The organism is Mesorhizobium sp. U510, from assembly GCF_059180695.1.
Genome location: NZ_CP180532.1, coordinates 1,387,659 through 1,406,875, shown reverse-complemented (window position 1 = coordinate 1,406,875; position 19,217 = coordinate 1,387,659). Strand labels below are relative to the sequence as shown.

Annotated in this window: 16 protein-coding genes; 8 read left to right on the top strand and 8 right to left on the bottom strand. The window is 63.9% G+C overall.

The window, feature by feature from the left end:
• Positions 1-20: 20 nt before the first annotated feature.
• Complete coding sequence (locus ACLGL5_RS08875; RefSeq protein WP_032921457.1) at positions 21-452, top strand: MarR family winged helix-turn-helix transcriptional regulator; 432 nt, start codon at positions 21-23, stop codon at positions 450-452.
• 18 nt (positions 453-470) lie between these two features.
• Here ACLGL5_RS08875 and ACLGL5_RS08870 read toward each other — a convergent pair whose 3' ends face one another.
• Complete coding sequence (locus tag ACLGL5_RS08870; RefSeq protein WP_019862737.1) at positions 471-923, bottom strand: hypothetical protein; 453 nt, start codon at positions 921-923, stop codon at positions 471-473.
• A gap of 156 nt (positions 924-1,079) precedes the next feature.
• Between ACLGL5_RS08870 and ACLGL5_RS08865 the strand changes: the two genes are divergently transcribed.
• The 4 genes from ACLGL5_RS08865 (at position 1,080) to ACLGL5_RS08850 (ending at position 6,667) form a co-directional block, all read left to right on the top strand.
• Positions 1,080-2,462, top strand: coding sequence for an aspartate aminotransferase family protein (locus ACLGL5_RS08865; protein ID WP_069090805.1), 1,383 nt, complete (start codon positions 1,080-1,082; stop codon positions 2,460-2,462).
• Positions 2,463-2,473: 11 nt separating this feature from the next.
• The gene (locus tag ACLGL5_RS08860; RefSeq protein ID WP_020629118.1) at positions 2,474-3,874 is read left to right on the top strand and encodes a glutamine synthetase family protein; all 1,401 of its coding nucleotides are present in this window, start codon (positions 2,474-2,476) and stop codon (positions 3,872-3,874) included.
• An 85-nt stretch (positions 3,875-3,959) separates the two neighbouring features.
• A complete protein-coding gene (locus ACLGL5_RS08855) occupies positions 3,960-5,195 on the top strand; it encodes a putative DNA modification/repair radical SAM protein (RefSeq protein ID WP_019862734.1) in 1,236 nt (411 codons plus the stop codon).
• Positions 5,196-5,197: 2 nt separating this feature from the next.
• Positions 5,198-6,667 (top strand): UdgX family uracil-DNA binding protein, encoded by a 1,470-nt coding sequence (locus ACLGL5_RS08850; RefSeq protein WP_069090804.1) that lies wholly within the window; start codon positions 5,198-5,200, stop codon positions 6,665-6,667.
• Between the two features lie 9 nt (positions 6,668-6,676).
• On the opposite strand, the gene ACLGL5_RS08845 is transcribed toward ACLGL5_RS08850, so the two are convergent.
• From ACLGL5_RS08845 to ACLGL5_RS08830, 4 genes are all read right to left on the bottom strand, one after another.
• A complete protein-coding gene (locus ACLGL5_RS08845) occupies positions 6,677-7,942 on the bottom strand; it encodes a glycerate kinase type-2 family protein (protein ID WP_019862732.1) in 1,266 nt (421 codons plus the stop codon).
• Positions 7,939-8,442, bottom strand: coding sequence for a heme-degrading domain-containing protein (locus ACLGL5_RS08840; protein WP_069090803.1), 504 nt, complete (start codon positions 8,440-8,442; stop codon positions 7,939-7,941). Before ACLGL5_RS08840 ends, ACLGL5_RS08845 begins: the two co-directional genes overlap by 4 nt.
• Before the next feature lie 78 nt (positions 8,443-8,520).
• A complete protein-coding gene (gene guaD, locus ACLGL5_RS08835) occupies positions 8,521-9,834 on the bottom strand; it encodes a guanine deaminase (protein ID WP_069090802.1) in 1,314 nt (437 codons plus the stop codon).
• A 2-nt stretch (positions 9,835-9,836) separates the two neighbouring features.
• Complete coding sequence (locus ACLGL5_RS08830; RefSeq protein WP_069090801.1) at positions 9,837-11,054, bottom strand: urate hydroxylase PuuD; 1,218 nt, start codon at positions 11,052-11,054, stop codon at positions 9,837-9,839.
• A 132-nt stretch (positions 11,055-11,186) separates the two neighbouring features.
• Between ACLGL5_RS08830 and ACLGL5_RS08825 the strand changes: the two genes are divergently transcribed.
• The 3 genes from ACLGL5_RS08825 to ACLGL5_RS08815 all read left to right on the top strand — a co-directional run bounded on the left by ACLGL5_RS08825 (position 11,187) and on the right by ACLGL5_RS08815 (position 14,407).
• Positions 11,187-12,107 (top strand): LysR family transcriptional regulator, encoded by a 921-nt coding sequence (locus ACLGL5_RS08825; RefSeq protein WP_010912979.1) that lies wholly within the window; start codon positions 11,187-11,189, stop codon positions 12,105-12,107.
• Between the two features lie 78 nt (positions 12,108-12,185).
• Positions 12,186-13,163 carry an LLM class flavin-dependent oxidoreductase gene (locus ACLGL5_RS08820; protein WP_069090800.1) on the top strand — a complete coding sequence of 326 codons (978 nt, stop codon included), beginning with the start codon at positions 12,186-12,188 and terminating at the stop codon, positions 13,161-13,163.
• Entirely contained in the window at positions 13,160-14,407 is a 1,248-nt protein-coding gene (locus tag ACLGL5_RS08815; protein ID WP_064984375.1) for an LLM class flavin-dependent oxidoreductase, read from the top strand. The genes ACLGL5_RS08820 and ACLGL5_RS08815 overlap by 4 nt, the downstream gene beginning before the upstream one ends.
• A gap of 15 nt (positions 14,408-14,422) precedes the next feature.
• Here the strand turns inward: ACLGL5_RS08815 and xdhC are convergent, their stop codons facing one another.
• The 3 genes from xdhC to xdhA all read right to left on the bottom strand — a co-directional run bounded on the left by xdhC (position 14,423) and on the right by xdhA (position 19,214).
• Positions 14,423-15,325, bottom strand: coding sequence for a xanthine dehydrogenase accessory protein XdhC (gene xdhC / locus ACLGL5_RS08810; protein ID WP_064984690.1), 903 nt, complete (start codon positions 15,323-15,325; stop codon positions 14,423-14,425).
• 62 nt (positions 15,326-15,387) lie between these two features.
• The gene (gene xdhB, locus ACLGL5_RS08805; protein WP_069090799.1) at positions 15,388-17,733 is read right to left on the bottom strand and encodes a xanthine dehydrogenase molybdopterin binding subunit; all 2,346 of its coding nucleotides are present in this window, start codon (positions 17,731-17,733) and stop codon (positions 15,388-15,390) included.
• Positions 17,733-19,214 (bottom strand): xanthine dehydrogenase small subunit, encoded by a 1,482-nt coding sequence (xdhA, locus tag ACLGL5_RS08800; RefSeq protein ID WP_069090798.1) that lies wholly within the window; start codon positions 19,212-19,214, stop codon positions 17,733-17,735. Before xdhA ends, xdhB begins: the two co-directional genes overlap by 1 nt.
• Between the last annotated feature and the right edge of the window lie 3 nt (positions 19,215-19,217).

The following is a 19,217-nucleotide window of genomic DNA, read 5'->3' as shown; positions in this document are numbered from 1 at the left end:
TCAATTATTATCTGGCAGGCATGACATTTCAGAAAGAACGATCCGCCGGATTCCTGGCCAACCACATGGCGCGGTTGTTTGCCAACGGCCTGCAGCAGCGCATCCGGCCGCTTGGCCTGGCGCCCGCCCAGTTCATGACGCTGCTGGCGCTGTGGGATGAAGACGGCCTGACGCAACGCGAACTCGTGCAGCGTCTCAATGTCGAACAGGCGACGATGGCCAACACGCTGATCCGCATGGAACGTGACGGCCTGATCGAACGACGCCTGCACCCCGAAGACGGGCGCTCGCAGTCGATCCATCTCACCGCGAAGGCCGTTGGCCTGCGCGAGCCGGCGACACAGGCCGCGCGTTCACAAAACGAGGTGGCCCTGACCGGTTTCAGCGAGGACGAGCGGCTGGTGTTCCTCGACCTGATGCGGCGCGCCATCGCCTCGATGCAGGCGGGCTGACACAACCGATCGGCGAGCCTACTCAGCCCCGCACGACACCTTGCCCGTCAATTCCACCGGTTTGCCGTCCTTGTCCGTGTCGGCGGCGTTGTCATAGACGGCAAGCGTGTACTGCCCGTCATAGACGCCTTCGTCGCTGGCCTTGGTCAGGATCGTCAGCTCGACCGAATTGAAGGCGTTGGCCACCTCGTGCTCGTGGTAGATATTCAGCCGCAGTTCCTTGTCGTCCAGCCAGTACTGGGTCAGGTTGGAATCCTCGAACACCGTCTTGCGCAATCCATCGCCAGCCAGCCTCGCCTTGATTTCGAGATCGCCGCGAAAATTGAAGGTCGGGCCGCCCATGCCTCGGGTGACACCGGCGCCGACGTCGAATGTCACCGCCCTGTCGTCGACATTGCACCAGATGCCGCCCGAGGCGAAGGCAGTGCCGGCCGACGCCAGTAGCATTGCCACACAGAGGATCGTCCGCATTTTTGTTCCCCCACCTCATTCCCGTTCATATTGGCGCTGACTTCGCCAGCACGGTCAAGCGCCGCCGGAGCAGGCTGAGCCAATGCAGGGCAGGCGCGCGGCCAATTGCGGTTGCGGACATGGATTGGCTAAGAGGGACGGACGAGAGGGGTTTTCATGCACAGCAGCGACGGTTCAAAGACGTCCATCGGCGGCATCAGCCGTGACCGCATCGTAGAATTGCGCGAGACCGAAGGCGCGGCCTTCCGCAAGGCGCGGCCGAAATCGCAGGCCAAGGTCAGCAACGGCCTGCCCGGCTTCTTCGGCGGCGTGCCGATGCACTGGATGAACGACTGGCCGACGCCATTTCCGATCCTTGTCGACAGCGCCAAGGGCGCTGCGATCACCGACATTGACGGTAACAGGCTCGACGATTTCTGCCTTGGCGACACCGGCTCGATGTTCGGCCATTCGCCGCCACCGGTGGCGCGGGCCATCCGCCGCCAGGCCGGGCGCGGCCTCACCTATATGCTGCCCTCGGAAGACGCGCTTGCCATCGGGCCGCTGCTGCAGCAGCGTTTCGGCCTGCCATTCTGGCAGATCGCGACGACGGCGACCGACGCCAACCGCTTCTCGCTGCGCGTCGCCCGCGCCGTCACCGGGCGCGAAAAGATCCTGGTCTTCAACGGCTGCTACCACGGCTCGGTCGACGAGACGATGGTGCGGCTTATCGACGGCAAGCCGGTCAACCGGCCAGGACTGGCGGGCGAGTTCCGTGACCTGACCCGTACGGCGAAAGTCATCGAGTTCAACGATGTTGCAGCCCTTGAAGCAGCCCTCAAGGACAGGGATGTGGCCTGCGTCATCGCCGAGCCGGTGCTGACCAATTCCTGCATGGTGCTGGCCGACCCCGGCTTCCACGACGCGCTGCGCAGACTGACCCGCGAGACCGGCACGCTGCTCCTGATCGACGAGACACACACGATCTCGACCGGCCCCGGCGGCTACACCAGGAAGTACGGGCTCGACCCCGACTTCTTCGTGCTGGGTAAGCCGATCGCCGGCGGCGTGCCGGCAAGCGTGTGGGGCATGAGCGATGAGGTCGCCTCGCGCTATGCCGCCTACAACAGAACCAAGGAGCCCGGCTATTCCGGCATGGGCACGACGCTGTCGGCCAACCCGCTGCAGTTCGCCACCATGCGCGCCACGCTCGAAGAGGTGATGACAGCGGAGAATTACGACCGCATGGACCATCTGGCGCGGCGTTTGGATGCCGGGCTGACCGGGGTGATCGACCGCTATCGCCTGCCCTGGCATGTTGCCCGCGTCGGCGCCCGCGTCGAGTTCATCTGCGCACCCGGACCGTTGCGCAACGGCGCCGAAGCCGAGACCGCGCATGCGCCGGAACTGGAGGCCGCCATCCATGTCGCGCTGGTCAATCGTGGCGTGCTGATCGCGCCCTTCCACAACATGATGCTGATCTCGCCGGCGACGTCAGGCGCACAGGTCAACCGGCTGATCAGCGCCTTCGGCGCTGTTGCGGCAAAGCTTGCGGCATGAGACAAGCGGCCATGGACAATGCCTTTGTGACCTCCCCGTCGGGGTCTTCGCCCACCGAGGCGCAAGCCTTTCTCGACGCCCATCCCGAGATCGAAGCCTTCGATATCGTGCTGACCGACGCCAATGGCGTGGGCCGCGGCAAGATCGTGCGCCGGCATGAGCTGAAGAGCATCTTCGAGGGCGGTCGGCACATGCCGATCTCGATCCTCGGCCTCGACATCACCGGCGAGGACGTGCACGAGACCGGACTGATCTGGACGACCGGCGACGGCGACCTCAGGGCCTGGCCGATCCCCGGCACGCTGGTGCCGCTCTACGGCACCAATCCGCCGCGCGGCCAGGTGCTGATGGCGATGTATCACCTCGACGGCCTGCCGATGTCGTCGGACCCGCGCCTGGCGCTGGCCCGGCAGGTCGAGATCCTCGCGGCCAAGGGCCTTTACCCGGCGGGCGCCTTCGAGCTGGAGTTCTTCCTGCTGGCCAATGAGCGCGACGCCGACGGCAAGGTGCAGCCGGCGCGCGCCGTGCTCGACGGCCGCGTTTCGGGCAAGACGGAGGTCTATTCCGTCGACCATCTGCACGGCATGGAGCCGCTGTTCTCCGACATCTACGCCGCCGCCAAGGCGCAAGGCATTCCGGCCGAGACGGTGATATCGGAATATGCGCCGGGCCAGTACGAGCTGACGCTGAACTACCGCAAGGATGTGATGCGGGCGGCCGACGACCTCGTCATGCTGAAGCGGCTGGTGCGGGCGCAGGCGCGCCGCCATGGCGTGACCGCCTGTTTCATGGCCAAGCCGATCGAGAAATATGCCGGCTCGGGCATGCATTTCCACGTCTCTCTGCAGGACAAGGCTGGCCGCAACGTGTTTACCGAAGCCGGCGGCGAGAGCTGGTCGCTACCCCTGTTGCAGGGTCTCGGCGGGCTGATCCAGACGATGGCGGAATCGATGCTGGTGTTTGCGCCGCACGCCAATTCCTGGCGGCGTTTCGTCTCGCAATCCTATGCGCCGGTGGCGCCGACCTGGGGCGTCAACAACCGCTCGGTGGCACTGCGCGTGCCGGCTGGCGACGCCAAGAACCGGCGCATAGAGCACCGGCCGTCCGGCGTCGACGCCAATCCCTATCTGATCGCCGCGACGGTGCTGGCCGGCATCATCAAAGGCCTCGACGAAGGGCTCGATCCCGGCCCTGAAACGACCGGCAACGGCTATGAAGCAGCCGTTACCCGCACGACGATGCCGGCGGACTGGCGCGCCGCGATCGAAGCGGCCAAGGCCTCCAGCTTCCTGAAAGGCGCGCTCGGCGAGGATTTGCACCGCACCTTCGTGGCGATCAAACAGTCCGAATATCTGCGCGTGGCACGCACGGTCAGCGAACTGGATTACCATCTCTATTTGCACGAGGTGTGAGGACCTTGAGATGGCGGCGATCACTTTTTCGCCGCCTATGTCAAATGAGGTAGCGCGGCAGTTGCCCAGAACATATCATGAACGAATGAGCGCTCTCACCGTCCGTGAAAAGCTGGCGATCCTTTCCGACGCCGCCAAGTATGATGCTTCCTGTGCCTCATCGGGCTCGGCGAAGAAGGATTCGCAGCAATCCGGCGGCATCGGTTCCACCGAAGGCATGGGCATCTGCCATTCCTATGCACCGGACGGCCGCTGCATCTCGCTCCTGAAAATCCTGCTCACCAACTTTTGCATCTACGATTGCAGCTATTGCATCAACCGCTCGTCCTCGAATGTACGGCGCGCCCGCTTCAGCATCGACGAGGTGGTGAAGCTGACCATGGATTTTTACCGGCGCAACTACATCGAGGGACTGTTCCTGTCCTCTGGCGTCATCCGCTCGCCGGATGAAACCATGGGCGAGATGGTCGAGGTGGCGCGACGGCTGCGGCTGGAAGAGAAGTTTTCCGGCTATATCCATCTCAAAACCATTCCGGAAAGCTCTGCCGAACTGGTCGAGAAGGCGGGGCTCTATGCCGACCGGCTGTCGATCAATGTCGAGCTGCCCACCGATGAGGGCGTCAAGAAACTGGCGCCGGAAAAGAAGCCGGAAACGATCCGTCTTTCCATGGCCAGGCTGCGCCAGAAGATGGAGGAAAAGGCCGAGCCGACGCTGAGGACCAAGAAGCGCGAACGCTTTGCGCCGGGTGGCCAGTCGACGCAGATGATCGTCGGCGCCGACAAGACCTCGGACGACGGCATATTGCACACCAGCGCGCGGCTCTATGGCAGCTATCATCTGCGGCGGGTTTATTACTCGGCCTTCAGTCCGATCCCGGACTCGTCATCGTCGCTGCCGCTGCAGAAGCCACCGCTGATGCGCGAACACCGGCTCTACCAGGCCGACTGGCTGATGCGTTTTTACGGGTTCTCGCAGCCGGAAATCCTGGCCGGCAGCAGCGATGGCATGCTTGATCTCGCCATCGACCCGAAGCTCGCCTGGGCGCTGCGCAATCGAGGCCAGTTTCCAGTCGACATCAATCGCGCGGATCGCGAGGCGCTGCTGCGCGTGCCTGGCCTCGGCACCAAGGTGGTGGCAAAAATCCTGGAGACGCGGCGCCACCGGCGAATGCGGCTCGAAGATGTCGGGCGGATCTGTCAGTCGATCGCCAAGCTTCGGCCATTCATCATCGCCGAAGGCTGGTCGCCAGGCGCTGTCACCGACAAAACCGGCCTGCGCGACACCATCGTGCGTTCCTGCGAACAGCTGTCGTTGTTTTGACCATGCCGTCGGCCGAGCTCAACCTTGCCCGATACAGTGTCTTGCTCGAAAGCGAGACCGATTTTGCCGGTTGGCGCGACGCGGCCCGTCGCCTGGCGCTGAACGAGGTCAGGCCCGAGGATATCAGCTGGCATGTCGCGGCCGGTTCGGACCGGACGCGGAACGATTTGCCGGCCGCGCCGCAAGGCGCACAACTCGTGGTGCCGCGCGACTTCATCGGGCAGGCGGAAACCGCCTTCTGCCATTCCGATCCCACCCGGTTCGCCTTTCTCTACCGGATGCTGTGGCGGCTGCGCAGCGAGCCTAAGCTGCTGTCGATCGCCTCGAATCCCGACACCAGGCGGCTTGAGGCCATGGAGAAAGCGGTGCGGCGCGACAGCCACAAGATGCATGCCTTCGTGCGCTTCCGGAAGATAGGCGATGGCGCCGAGGAGCGTTATGTTGCCTGGTTCGAGCCTGATCATTTCATCGTTGAGCGCAATGCGGATTTCTTCGTCAGGCGCTTCACGGGCATGCGCTGGACGATCCTGACGCCGCACACCTCCGCCGATTGGGATGGTGAAAGGCTGGCGATCGGGCCGGGTGCGGCCAAAGGCGATGCTCCGACTGAGGATGATACCGAGGCGCTGTGGCGCACCTATTTCGAGAACATCTTCAATCCAGCGCGGCTGAAGGTGAAGGCCATGCAGAAGGAGATGCCGAAGAAATATTGGCGGAACCTTCCCGAGGCCTCGCTCATTCCAGAGCTGATCGCAGGAGCGGACAAGGCCGCCAAGGAGATGATTGCCAGAATGCCGACAACGCCCGCACCGCACCACGCCAAGGTGCAGGCAAAGCATTGGCCAAAGCGTGAGCCGACACAGACGCCGGGAGGTGATGCCGCCAGCAGCATTTCCGAGCTGCGCGAGGCCGCGAAAGGCTGCCGCCGCTGCCCGTTATGGCGCGATGCGACGCAGACCGTGTTCGGCGAAGGGCCTGACAATGCCAAGGTCATCTTCGTCGGCGAACAGCCCGGCGATCAGGAGGACCTCGCCGGCAAACCTTTCGTCGGTCCGGCCGGCAAGGTGTTCGACGCGATCCTCGACGAGGCGGAGGTGGATCGCCAAAAAGTCTACGTTACCAACGCGGTCAAGCACTTCAAATTCGAGCCGCGCGGCAAGCGCCGTATCCATTCCAAGCCGAATGCCGGTGAGGTGCAGGCCTGCCGCTGGTGGATCGACAGGGAATTCGCACTGATCAAACCGGATCTTGCCGTGGCGCTCGGCGCTACGGCTGCCTTGTCTTTGCTGGGCAAGGCCATACCGGTGACAAAGATGCGCGGCCAAGTGATCGAACGAGAGGATGGCCTGCGCGTGTTCATCACCATCCATCCCTCCTTCATCCTGCGCATCCATGAGCCGGCCGACAAGGAGGCCGAGCGCGAGCGTTTCCTGCGGGATATGAGAGAGGTGAAGCGGTTGATGGTTGCCTGAACCGGTCGCCTATCGGATCAGGATCGCCCTGAGATCATTGACATTCGTGCCGGTCGGCCCCGGCACGAAAAGATCGCCAACTGCATTGAACGCCGTCCAGGCATCGTTGCCGGCCAGCATTGCCTTGGCATCGACTCTTGCAGCGCGCATGCGCGAGACGGTCGAACCGTCGGCGAAGGCCCCGGCATTGTTTTCCGAACCGTCGATGCCGTCGGTGTCGGCGGCCAGGGCGTGAATGCCTTGCACGCCGTTGATGCCAAGGGCGAAGGCGAGCAGGAATTCCGAATTGCGGCCGCCCTTGCCTTTTGCCCGCAAGGTCACGGTTGTTTCGCCGCCCGAGAGAATGAGCACCGGTTTCGAAAATGGCCGGTCGCGCGTCGCCACTTCGCGGGCAATGGCGGCATGGACGCCGCCGACCTCACGCGCTTCGCCCTCGATGGCATCGGAGAGTATGACGGCCTCTATCCCTTGCCGCTTGGCTTCCGCCGCTGCCGCTTCCAGCGACACGCCGGCCGAGGCGATCAGATGCACTTCGTTGCGCGAAAAACGCTCATCTCCAGGGTTTGGCGCATCGGCCGCCGGCGAACTGATATGCGCCATCACCGAAGCCGGCAGCTTCATGCCATAGGCAGATATAGACGCCAACGCGTCTTCCCGGCTGCCGGTATCGGGGATCGTCGGACCGGAGGCGACAAGAGCCGGGTTGTCACCGGGAATGTCGGAGACAACCAGCGACACCACCTTGGCCGGCCAGGCAGCGGCGGCCAGCCGGCCGCCCTTGATGGTCGAGACATGCTTGCGGATGGTGTTCATGGCCGCGATCGGCGCGCCGGAGGCAAGCAGCGCCTCGTTGACGGCAATCTCGTCGGCCAGCGTCAGGTTGGCCGCCGGCGACGGCAGCAGCGCCGAACCGCCGCCGGAAATCAGCGCCACGACCAGATCGTCCGCCGTCAGGCCCTGGACCTTTTCCAGCAGTCGCCGTGAGGCTTCCAATCCGGCAGCGTCCGGCACTGGATGCGCCGCCTCGATGATCTCGATGCGTTCGCATTTCGCGCCATAGCCGTAGCGCGTGACGACCAGCCCTTCGATCGGCCCGTCCCAGACCTTCTCGAAGGCAGCCGCCATCTGCGCCGAGCCTTTGCCGGCGCCGATGACGATGGTGCGACCCTTCGGCCTGGCCGGCAGATGATCCCTGATCGTTCGCTCCGGATCGGCGGCGGCAACGGCGGCGTTGAAGATGGAGGTGAGAAAGGCCTTGGGATCGAGCACGGTCATTCGGCGTCCGTAGCCAGTGCCAGCCCACGCTTGTCGACACCCAAGTGGTCGGACAGCGCATCGACGACCACGCCGTGATCCTCGCGCTCCGGCAGCCCGGAAACCGCGATCACGCCGATAACGCCGGCGCCCTTGACCGTCACCGGAAAACCGCCGCCGGCGAGCACATAGTCGGAGATGTCGAGGCCCTCGCCGATCTTGAAGGCGCGGTCGGGGCGTTGCTGCTCCAGCACCATGCGGTAAGTGCTCCTCAGGAACCGTTTCACCACATTGATCTTGCGGCGCGCCCAATCGGGATTGGAAGCATTCGACCCCGGCATGGCCGCATAGAACAGCGGCCGGTCCCACAGCCTGATGTCGACGATGATGGGCAGGTTTTCGGTGATTGCGCGGTGGCGGATGGCGGAGCCGATCTTGAAGGCGACGGCCTCATCGAAGGCTGGGAAGACAAGAACTTCTTCCTGTTTCCGGATCAGAGCGATGTCGTCAGCAACGGCCATGTCGTTCCCCTGTCAACTTCGCCGCACGCTTTGACCGATGGCTGCCGCCGGGTCAAGCAATGAACGCACCCCGGCGCTCTAATTCGCCATATCGCTCTTGGCCGCCCGCCCCGCGACATAGACCTCGCGCACGGCGCGGTCGTCGCCCAGGGTCTGCAGCAGGAACAATTCCTGCGCCAGCGTCTGCGCCGTTTCCATCCTCAGCCGCATCGCCGGCGTCGCCCTAGCGTCGAGCACGACGATATCGGCGTCGGTGCCTTGATCCAGCGTGCCGATCTTGCCGGCCACGGACAGCGCCTCCGCATTGCCGCGCGTGATCTGCCAGAAGGACTGGAACGGGTTGAGCTTCTCGCCATTCAGCGCGATCACCTTGTAGCCCTCGTCCATGGTGCGCAGCATGGAGTAATTGGTGCCGCCGCCGACATCGGTGGCGGCGGCTATGCGCAGCGACTTTTCCCGGCGGCGAAAGCGCTGGTAGTCGAACAGGCCGGAGCCGAGGAACAGGTTCGAGGTCGGGCAGAACACCGCCACCGAGCCGCTCTCTGAAAGCGTATCGGCCTCGCGCTCCGACAGATGGATGCAGTGGCCAAACAGGCTGTTTTTGCCCAGCAAGCCGTAATGTTCGTAGACATCGGTGTAGTCGCGCGACCACGGGTAAAGCTGCTGCGTGAAGGCGATTTCGGCGTGGTTTTCGGACAGATGCGTCTGCATGTGCAGGTCGGGATGCTCGCGGCACAGCGCGCCGGCCATCTCCATCTGCTCCGGCGAGGAGGTGATGGCGAAGCGCGGCGTAATGGCATAGTGTTGGCGCCCCTTGCCGTGCCACTCCCTGATCAGCGCCTTGGTGTCGTCATAGCCGGATTGCGGCGTGTCGAGCACGCCTTCGGGCGCATTGCGGTCCATCATCACCTTGCCGGCGATGTTGAGCATGTTGCGGTCATGCGACTCGGCGAAAAAGGCTTCGGCGGAAGCCTTGTGCACCGAGCAGTAGGCAGCCACCGACGTGGTGCCGTGCCGCACCATCTCATCGAGGAACAGCCGCGCGATGCGGCGGCCATGCTGGGCGTTGGCGAATTTCGTTTCTTCCGGAAAAGTGTAGGTGTTCAGCCAGTCGAGCAGTTCGGCGCCGTAGGAGGCGATGACCTGCATCTGCGGGAAATGCACATGGGTGTCGATGAAGCCCGGCAGCAAGAGGTGCGGCCGGTGATCGATTTTCTTGGCCCCCTCACCGGCCTGCTTCTCGACGTCCGCATAGGCGCCTGATGCAACGATCTTTCCGTCGCTGATCAGCAGGCCGCCATCTTCCTCGTAGCGCCAGGCCGAATGGTCGTCGATGGTCTCGGGCCAGCGCACGAAGGACAGCATGCGGCCGCGCAGAAGTGTCGAATTCATGCTTATTTCCCCGCGCCTTCGAACCAGGCCACCAGCAGCGCCCGCTCCTTGTCGGTGATCTGGCTGACATTGGCGGGGGGCATGGCGTGGCTGCGGCCGGCCTGCAGATAGATCTCGCGGGCGTGGTTGGCGATATCAGCATCGGTGTCGAGCATCACCCCCTTGGGCGCGTGATAGATGCCTTCATAGACCGGCTCTTGCGCATGGCACATCGAGCAGCGGCCGAGCACGGTGTCGCGCACCGCCGGGAAATGCGCGGAAGCGATGTAGATATCCGCCGAGGCGGAGGCCTTGGGCTCACCGGTCAGCACCTTCGGCACGGTCGACAGCCAGATGATGATGATGAACAGGACAAGCGCGCCGAGCCAGGTCCAGTGCGGGTTGCCGGCCCGCTTGTGCACGGTGTTGAAATAGTGCCGGATCAAGACGCCGATGATGAACACCAGCGAGGCGATGACCCAGTTGAACTGCGTGCCGAACGCCAGGGGATAGTGGTTCGACAGCATCAGGAACAGAACGGGCAGCGTCAGATAGTTGTTGTGGAGCGAGCGCTGCTTGGCGATCTTGCCGTATTTCGGGTCAGGCTTGCGGCCGGCGATCAGGTCGGCGACGACGATCTTCTGGTTGGGGATGATGACCATGAAGACGTTGGCCGACATGATCGTGGCGGTGATGGCGCCCAGATGCAGGAAGGCGGCGCGGCCGGTGAACAGATGCGTCAGCCCCCAGGCGATGAACACCAGCACGCAGTAAAGCACCAGCATCAGGCCTGTGTCGCTTTTGCCGAGCGGCGAACGGCACAGAAGATCATAGACCACCCAGCCGACGCCGATCGTGGCCATGGACAAAAGGATGCCGGCCGGCACCGACATGGGCAGCACATTGGGATCGATCAGGAACAGATCGGCGCCGGCATAATAGACCACGCACAGCATGGCGAAGCCGGACAGCCAGGTGGCGTAGGATTCCCATTTGAACCAGGTCAGGTGCTCCGGCATCTCGGCCGGCGCCACCAAATATTTCTGGATGTGGTAGAAGCCGCCGCCATGCACCTGCCATTCCTCGCCGAAGGCGCCGGCCGGCATGCCCGGACGCTGGCGCAGGCCGAGATCGAGCGCTACGAAATAGAAGGACGAGCCGATCCAGGCGATGCCGGTGATGACATGCAGCCACCGCACGGCGAAGCTCAGCCAGTCCCAGAAAATCGCGAAATCCATCATTGAAGTCGTCCCTGCCGATGACGCGACTTTACGGTGTCGCACGCAAACGGAAAGAGGCGAGGTGTACGATGACTTTCAAAAAAAAATGGAAAATACTAGGCTAATCGCTGCAAACCGGCGAAGGTGCTCCGAATGGCCTATCTCGACAACATCGCCGTCTTCGTCCGCGTCGTCGAACTCGGCAATCTGTCGGCGGCTGGCCGCGACATGCGCATTTCTCCGGCGGTCGCCTCCAACCGCATCAAGGAACTGGAGAAGCATCTGGGCGTGCGGCTGTTCAACCGTACGACGCGGCAATTGATGCCGACCGAGCATGGCACGGTTTTCTACTCGGGCGCCAAGCAGGTGCTGGAGGCGATCACCGAGGCGGAAGCCGCGGTGTCCGCCTTGTCCGGCCAGCCGCGCGGCACCATTCGCGTGACAGCGCCACTCGGCCTCGGGCGCCGGCTGGTGGCCTCGGGCATTCCCGATTTCCACGACAAATATCCTGACATCGAGGTGCGGCTGAGGCTCTCGGACCACAATGTCGACATCATGAAGGAAGGCATCGACGTCGCTTTCCGGCTCGGCATCATCGAGGATTCCAGCCTCAGGATGCGCGGCATCATGGAATGCGAGCGGGTGCTGGTGGCGGCGCCGAAATATCTGGAGGCGCGCGGCGAGCCGGCCGAGCCGCAGGAGCTGATCGGCAAGAAACACGACTGCCTGATGCTGCGCTATTCCGGTGCGCGCGAATATGTCTGGACGCTGCAGACCCCCACAGGGCCGCAGAAATTCGAGGTGCATGGGCCTTACGACACGGACGATGGCGACGTGCTGACCGGCTGGGCACTGTCGGGACGCGGCATCATCAACAAGCCGCGCTTCGAGGTCGAACCGTTCATCCGCGACCGGCGGCTTCAGGTGATCCTGGCCAACACGCCGCCGACGCCGGTGCAGTTCGCCGCCGTCTATCCGCACAAGAAGCTGCAGGACCCCAAGGTACGGCTGCTGCTGGACTTCATGGCGGAGCGCTGCCAGCGGTTGATCAAGGATATCCTGGCCGGCAAGTAATCGGCTGGCCGACAAGTGAGGGTCCACTGGTCTATCCGCCGGACTTGCCTTGCGCACCGGCGAACCTAGGTTGACGCAATGCATCTCGCCATTTCGCTCAACATCGCTGCCGCCAAAGGACAGGCCGTTCTGGATTTCGGAGAGATCAAGACCTTCGTGCGAGCGGCAGAGGCGGCCGGCATCGACATGGTCGTGATTTCCGATTCCGCGGAAGGGTTATCAAGCAGCCCATTCGAAGCGACAACGCTGCTGGCCTCCCTGGCGACCGTCACCGATAAGATTGGACTGGTTGCCTCGGCCTCGACGGTTGCCCATCAGCCCTACAATCTGGCGCGCCGTTTTGCCTCGCTCGACATCATCAGCCATGGCCGCGCAGGCTGGCATGCGACGATGGCGCAAGGCCCACGCGAAGCCGCCAATTTCAGCCGGCCGGAAGGATTTTCCGACACGGACTTTCGTCGCCGCAGCGAGGAATATATCGGCATCGTTCAAGGCCTGTGGCAGGGCTGGGATGCCGACGCGTTGCTGTTCGACAAGACCGGCGGCAGATTCCATGATCCCGAGAAAATGCACCTGCTCGATCACAAGGGCGAGTTCTTCTCCGTGCGCGGGCCGCTGAACGTCGCGCGTTCGCCGCAGGATGCGCCGGTGCTGGTGCTGTCGGGCCTAACAGAAGCCGATTTCGACATTGCCGCCCGCACTGCCGATGTCATTTTGTTGGAGAGCGGATCGGCCGAGAGCGCGAAAACACGCTTTGATGATCTGAGGCGTCGTGCCACGGCCGCTGGGCGCGATCCGGACGCCGTGAAGGTGCTGACGAATATCTCGTTCGCCCCCGACGATGAGCCGGCCGCCAGCATGGACAGGCTGGAAACCCAATTGCGGGCGAAAAGCTGCGATGGCTTCAACATCCAGTTGCCCGCGCAGCACTCAGCGCTCGACGATTTCGCCGATCGTGTTCTGCCGGCGTTGCGGCAACGCGGCCTTGTTCGAGAGGGCTATCGCGGGGCGACGCTGCGCTCGCATCTTGGACTTGCCGGCGGAGGTGACCAATGACCGCGCAGATGAAGCTCGGCGCCTTCCTCTGGGCGACTGGTCACCACATCGCTGCCTGGCGGCACCCGAAAGCGCATGTCATGGCCGGCATCGACATCGACCACTACATCCAGCTGGCGCGCACGGCGGAAGCGGCGAAATTCGACATGATCTTCTGCGAGGACGCCGCGGGCCTGCGCGAAGCCAATGTCGGCATCGCCAGCCAGACGTCGCGCTCGATCGGCTTCGAGCCTATCAGCCTGCTGTCGGCACTGGCCGTGCGGACCAGCCACATCGGCCTCGTTTCGACGGCGTCGACAAGCTACAACGAGCCTTACGGGCTGTCGCGGACCTTTCTGTCGCTCGACCATCTGAGCGGCGGCCGGGCCGGCTGGAACCTGGTCACCTCGGCCAGCCCGATCGAAGCAGCCAATTTCGGCTCGACGGGCCTCAAGCCCCATGCCGACCGCTACGAGCGTGCGCGCGAGTTCGCCGAGGTGGTCACCGGATTGTGGCACGGCAAGGCTCCCGGCCATCACGGCCAGAGCTTTTCGGTGCGCGACCCGCTCGACCTGCCCCGTTCGCCGCAGGGCGCGCCGGTCATGGTCCAGGCCGGCGCCTCGGATGTCGGCCGCGACCTTGCTGCCCGCACCGCCGACGTGGTGTTCACGGCAGCGCAGACTTTTGAGGAAGCCAAAGCCTTCTACGATGATCTCAAGGAGCGCATGGCCGCCTATGGGCGTGAGCCCGACGACATCAAGATCATGCCCGGCGTGTCGCCCGTGGTGGCGGAAACCGAGGCCGAGGCCCGCGAGAAGCACGAGGAATTGCAGGAACTGATCCCCGACGATGTCGGCGTGGCGCTGCTCTCCAGCTACCTCAGCATCTCCGATCTCTGGCGCTATCCGATCGACGGGCCGCTGCCCGAACTGCCGGAGAGCGAGGGCATGAAAAGCCGGCAGGCGCTGGTCGTCGAGCAATCGCGCCGCGACGGCCTTTCCATCCGCCAGCTGGCTCGCCACTTCGCCGGTGCGCGCGGCCATTGGCGCATTGTCGGTACGGCGGCGCAAGTGGCAGACGAGTTGCAGGCGCGGTTCGAAGGCGGGGCGGCCGACGGCTTCAATGTCATGCCGTCCTATTTCCCGGGCGAGCTTGATGCCTTTGCCACGCTCGTCGTGCCGGAACTGCAGCGGCGCGGCCTGTTTCGCCGGGAGTATGAGGGTCGCACGTTGCGCGACCATCTGGGCTTGAGACGGCCGGCCTGAGCACCAGCAAAAAACTTAGCCGGCCATCTCCCTGTCATGCGGACGGTCGGCATTTGGTGCGGTGTTGTGACTGACCAGCGCCGTCATGATTTCGGCGGCTGCAAGTGCGGCAATGACTTGGGGGCGCTTGTCCTTGACGGCGTCGCCGCCGATCGGCGTGACGAGGCGGGCAAATTCCGCATCGCTGCCATCCGCCGATTTCAGGAACCAGTTCCTGAACGTGGCTTTCTTGGTCTTCGAGCCGATCATGCCGACATAGGCCGCATCGTCGCGTTTCAGCGCTTCGGCGACGATCAGGAAATCAAGCGCGTGGTCATGGGTGAGGATGGCGAAAGCAGTGCCGGCGGGCGCGTTGCGCACCTCGGCCTCAGGCATCGGCGTCAGCCGCGTCTCGACGGTTTCCGGCATGCCTTGCAGCGCCTCGGCCCGCGTCTCGATGACGACTCCGTGTACGGGAAGGAGCGCAATCGTCGACGCCAGCGCCTGGCCGACATGGCCGCCACCGAAGATATAGACGTGCGGCAGGTGGGCTTCTTCGACTTCGGCCGCCGAAACCAACTCAGCAGCGAGCGCGCTGTCGACAAGCCGGATCAAGACTTCGACGCGCCCGCCACAGCATTGGCCAATCTCGGGCCCGAGAGGCACGTCGAGCGTGGCGCAGACTTCATCGACCTCGATGCGGGCCTCTTTGCCCTCTAGCTTGCGGTGAAATGAAGACGCCACCGTCTGCCGCGCCTTGTCGATCGCCATATATTCGAGCTGGCCGCCGCCGATCGTGCCGAAAGTCGCCTCCCGCGAGACGAGCATGAAGGCGCCCTTCTCGCGCGGCGTCGAGCCCTTGGTGCCGGCCACTTCGACCAAGGCGATGCGACCTTGGCCAGCCAGGAAGTCTTTCAGGCTTTGCACTTTCGAATTCATCATTCGCATTCCCGTGCGGGAAACATAGGGTTTTTCGGCCTGAATTGCACGTTTTGCCGGATTCAGTCCTTCGCCTCACCTTTCAGCCGCTCGATCGTCATCAGCACACGCTCCGGCGTCGCTGGAGCATCAAGGCGCGGACAGATCCTGTGATCGGCGACGCTGGCCACCGCATCCGACAGCGCGTGCAGCACCGACATGCCGAGCGGGAAGGGCGGCTCGCCGACCGCCTTGGAGCGATGGATCGTCGGCTCTCCGGCTTCCGGCCAGTCGGCCAAAGTGACGTTGAAGATCTTCGGCCGATCGGAGGCGAGCGGGATCTTGTAGGTCGACGGTGCGTGGGTGCGCAGCCGGCCCTTGCCGTCCCACCACAGCTCCTCCGTCGTCAGCCATCCCATGCCCTGGATGAAGCCGCCCTCGATCTGGCCAAGGTCGATGGCGCGGTTCAGCGAACGGCCGGTCTCGTGCAGGATATCGGTGCGCTCGACCACATATTCGCCAGTCAGCGTGTCGACCGAGACTTCCGAGCAGGAGGCGCCGTAGGCGAAATAGTAGAAGGGGCGGCCCTCGCCCTTGTCGCGGTTCCAGTGGATTTTCGGCGTCTTGTAGAAACCCGCCGCCGAGAGCTGGATGCGCGCCATGTAGGCCTGCTTGACGAGATCGGCGAAGGCGATCTCCTGGTTGCCGATGCGCACCCGGTTGGGCAGGAACAGCACCTGATCGCGCGGCACCTGGTATTTCTCGGCGGCGAAATCGGTCAGCCGGTCCTTGATCTGGCGGGCGCCATTCTGTGCCGCCATGCCATTGAGGTCGGAGCCGGACGATGCCGCGGTGGCCGAGGTGTTGGGCACCTTGCCGGTGGTGGTCGCGGTGATCTTCACCTGGTCGAGATCGATCTGGAATTCTTCCGCCACCACCTGCGCGACCTTGAGGTAGAGCCCCTGCCCCATCTCGGTGCCGCCATGGTTCAGATGCACCGAACCATCGGTGTAGACATGCACCAGCGCGCCGGCCTGGTTGTAGTGGGTGGCGGTGAAGGAAATGCCGAACTTGACCGGCGTGAGCGCCAGGCCGCGCTTGATGAAACGGCTGTTGGCGTTGAAGGCCGATATTTCGCGCCGCCGCCGCGCATAGCTGGCGCTCTCCTCGAGTTCGGCGACGATGCGCTGGATGATGTTGTCCTCGACCGTCTGGTGGTAGGGCGTGATGTTGCGGTCGCTGGTGCCATAGAAATTCGTCTTGCGGATCTCGAGCGGATCCTTGCCGACCGCGAACGCCACCTCGTCGATGACGCGTTCGGCGCCGACCATGCCTTGCGGGCCGCCGAAGCCCCGAAAGGCGGTGTTCGACACGGTGTTGGTGTAGAGCGGCGCCGATTGCGCGTGCACGGTCGGCCAGAAATAGGTGTTGTCGCAATGGAACAGCGCGCGATCCGTCACCGGGCCCGACAGATCCGACGAGAAGCCGCAACGCGCGGCGAACATGAAATCGACACCGAGAATGTTGCCCTCGTCGTCGAAGCCGACTTCGTAGTCGACGAGGAAATCATGACGCTTGCCGGTGGCGATCATGTCGTCGTCGCGGTCGGGCCGGATCTTGACGGCGCGATGGTGTTTCTTGGCAGCGATGGCCGCGAGCGCGGCAAACTGATTGCCTTGCGTTTCCTTGCCGCCGAAACCGCCGCCCATGCGTCGAATCTCCACCGTGATGGCATTGCTCGGTACGCCGAGCGCATGGCTCACCATGTGCTGGACTTCGCTCGGATGCTGGGTCGAGGAATAGATGGTGACGTCCTGATCCTCGCCGGGAACGGCCATGGCGATATGGCCTTCAAGATAGAAATGCTCCTGGCCGCCGACGCGCATCTTTCCCTTCAGCCGGCGCGGCGCCGCCTTGATCGCAGCGGCGGCATCGCCGCGCTTCAAGGTAAGCGGCGGCGTGACGAGCTTGTCCTTCCTCGGATCGAGTTCGCCAATGTCGGTGACGAAAGGCAATTCCTTGTATTCGACCTTGGCCAGCCTGGTGGCGCGGCGTGCCTGCTCGCGGGTTTCGGCGATAACGCAGAAGATCGGCTGGCCGAAGAACTCGACCTTGCCGTCGGCGAGCACCGGCTCATCGTGCCGACCGGTCGGCGAAATATCATTCTCGCCCGGCACATCCTTTGCCGTGAGCACATCGACGACTCCGGAGGCAGCGCGCACCGCCGAAAGGTCCATGCGGGTGATGGTGGCATGCGCGGCGGCCGAGAGGCCGAGGCAGCCATGCAGCGTGCCGGATGGTTCCGGCATGTCGTCGATATAGACGGCTGTGCCGCTGACATGCTTGTGAGCGGAATCATGCCGCTGATCGGTGGCGACGCCGCCGACGATCTTCTCGGCCTTGAGGTTCGATGTGGCGTGCTTGTTCATCATGCCGCCTCGTTGCGGGACACCTGGAAGGGTGCCCTGGTGCCGCTGGTCTCGGCGAAGAAACGCAACAACAAGTTGCGCGCCGCAAGCGCCCGGTATTCGGCTGAGGCCCGCATGTCGGTGAGCGGGGTGAAATCCCTACCGTATTGTGCCATCGCCGCCTCGACCGTCTCTTCGGTCCATGGCTTGCCGAGCAGCGCCTTTTCGACAAAGGACGCCCGCTTCGGCGTCGCTGCCATGCCGCCATAGGCGATGCGCACATCGGCGACCGTGCCGTCCTTGGCCAGCGTCAGGAAGAAGGCGCCAAGCGCAGCGGTGATATCCTCGTCGCGCCGCTTGGTGATCTTGTAGACGGCAAACTTCTCTCCCTTGGCCGGCACGGGCACGTGCACGGCCTCGACGAATTCGCCCGGCTGCCGGTCCTGCTTGCCATAGGCGATGAAGAAGGTTTCCAGCGGGATCGTGCGCCGCTTCTTGCCCTTGCGCAGGGTCAGGCGCGCGCCGAGCGCGATCAGGGGCGGCGGCGTGTCACCGATCGGCGAGCCGTTGGCAATGTTGCCGCCGATGGTGCCCATGTTGCGCACCTGTTCACCACCGATGCGGTCAAACAGCGGCCCCAGCGCCGGGATGCGTTTCGACAGCGTCGAAAAGGCTTCGGTGTAGGTGACGCCGGCGCCGATCGAAATGACTCCCTTGTCTTCGGCGATGGTGCACAGCCCGTCGAGATTGCCGATGAAGACCGCCGGAGAGATGTCGCGCATATGCTTGGTCACCCACAGGCCGACATCGGTCGAGCCGGCAACGATGGTGGCGCCGGGTTCCTGGTCGAGCACAGTGGCGAAATCGTCGACATTGGCCGGCACGATGAGCCGCGCCCTAGCCGAACCGATCTCGACCCGCGCGCCGTCCCGCAAGGCTTCCAGCCTCGCCGTGATCGCCTTGCGCTCGACAGCCAGCGGATCCTTCCCCGCTTTGCCGTAGCTGGAGATGGCGTGCGCGGCGCGCATGATCGCTTCATAGCCGGTGCAGCGGCAGAGATTGCCCTGCAGCGCCTTTTCGATCGCCGCGTTCGATGGATCCGGCGACTTCATCCACAGGCCATAGAGGGACATGACGAAGCCCGGCGTGCAAAAGCCGCATTGCGAGCCATGAAAATCGACCATCGCCTGCTGGACGGGATGCAACTGGCCGGGCTGACCACGCAAATGTTCCACCGTCACGACATGGGTGCCGTCGAGCGAACCGAGGAAGCGGATGCAGGCATTGACGCTTTCATAGACCAGCCGGCCGGCCGAAAGCCTGCCGACCAGAACGGTGCAGGCGCCACAATCGCCCTCGGCGCAACCTTCCTTGGTGCCGCGCAGCGAACGGTCGAGCCGCAGCCAGTCGAGCAGGGTCGCGTCCGGCGCCACCGAGGACAGCACGACATCCCTGCCATTGAGGATGAAGCGGATTTCGTTGCGGATATTGACCTTGGCCATGCC

Coding starts and splice junctions, on each gene's coding strand:
- xdhB (WP_069090799.1), bottom strand. CDS start 17,733: ATGAACAAGCACGCCACATCGAACCTCAAGGCCGAGAAGATCGTCGGC.
- ACLGL5_RS08855 (WP_019862734.1), top strand. CDS start 3,960: ATGAGCGCTCTCACCGTCCGTGAAAAGCTGGCGATCCTTTCCGACGCC.
- ACLGL5_RS08845 (WP_019862732.1), bottom strand. CDS start 7,942: ATGACCGTGCTCGATCCCAAGGCCTTTCTCACCTCCATCTTCAACGCC.
- guaD (WP_069090802.1), bottom strand. CDS start 9,834: ATGAATTCGACACTTCTGCGCGGCCGCATGCTGTCCTTCGTGCGCTGG.
- xdhA (WP_069090798.1), bottom strand. CDS start 19,214: ATGGCCAAGGTCAATATCCGCAACGAAATCCGCTTCATCCTCAATGGC.
- ACLGL5_RS08875 (WP_032921457.1), top strand. CDS start 21: ATGACATTTCAGAAAGAACGATCCGCCGGATTCCTGGCCAACCACATG.
- ACLGL5_RS08820 (WP_069090800.1), top strand. CDS start 12,186: ATGCATCTCGCCATTTCGCTCAACATCGCTGCCGCCAAAGGACAGGCC.
- ACLGL5_RS08840 (WP_069090803.1), bottom strand. CDS start 8,442: ATGGCCGTTGCTGACGACATCGCTCTGATCCGGAAACAGGAAGAAGTT.
- ACLGL5_RS08870 (WP_019862737.1), bottom strand. CDS start 923: ATGCGGACGATCCTCTGTGTGGCAATGCTACTGGCGTCGGCCGGCACT.
- xdhC (WP_064984690.1), bottom strand. CDS start 15,325: ATGAATTCGAAAGTGCAAAGCCTGAAAGACTTCCTGGCTGGCCAAGGT.
- ACLGL5_RS08860 (WP_020629118.1), top strand. CDS start 2,474: ATGGACAATGCCTTTGTGACCTCCCCGTCGGGGTCTTCGCCCACCGAG.
- ACLGL5_RS08865 (WP_069090805.1), top strand. CDS start 1,080: ATGCACAGCAGCGACGGTTCAAAGACGTCCATCGGCGGCATCAGCCGT.
- ACLGL5_RS08825 (WP_010912979.1), top strand. CDS start 11,187: ATGGCCTATCTCGACAACATCGCCGTCTTCGTCCGCGTCGTCGAACTC.
- ACLGL5_RS08850 (WP_069090804.1), top strand. CDS start 5,198: ATGCCGTCGGCCGAGCTCAACCTTGCCCGATACAGTGTCTTGCTCGAA.
- ACLGL5_RS08830 (WP_069090801.1), bottom strand. CDS start 11,054: ATGATGGATTTCGCGATTTTCTGGGACTGGCTGAGCTTCGCCGTGCGG.
- ACLGL5_RS08815 (WP_064984375.1), top strand. CDS start 13,160: ATGACCGCGCAGATGAAGCTCGGCGCCTTCCTCTGGGCGACTGGTCAC.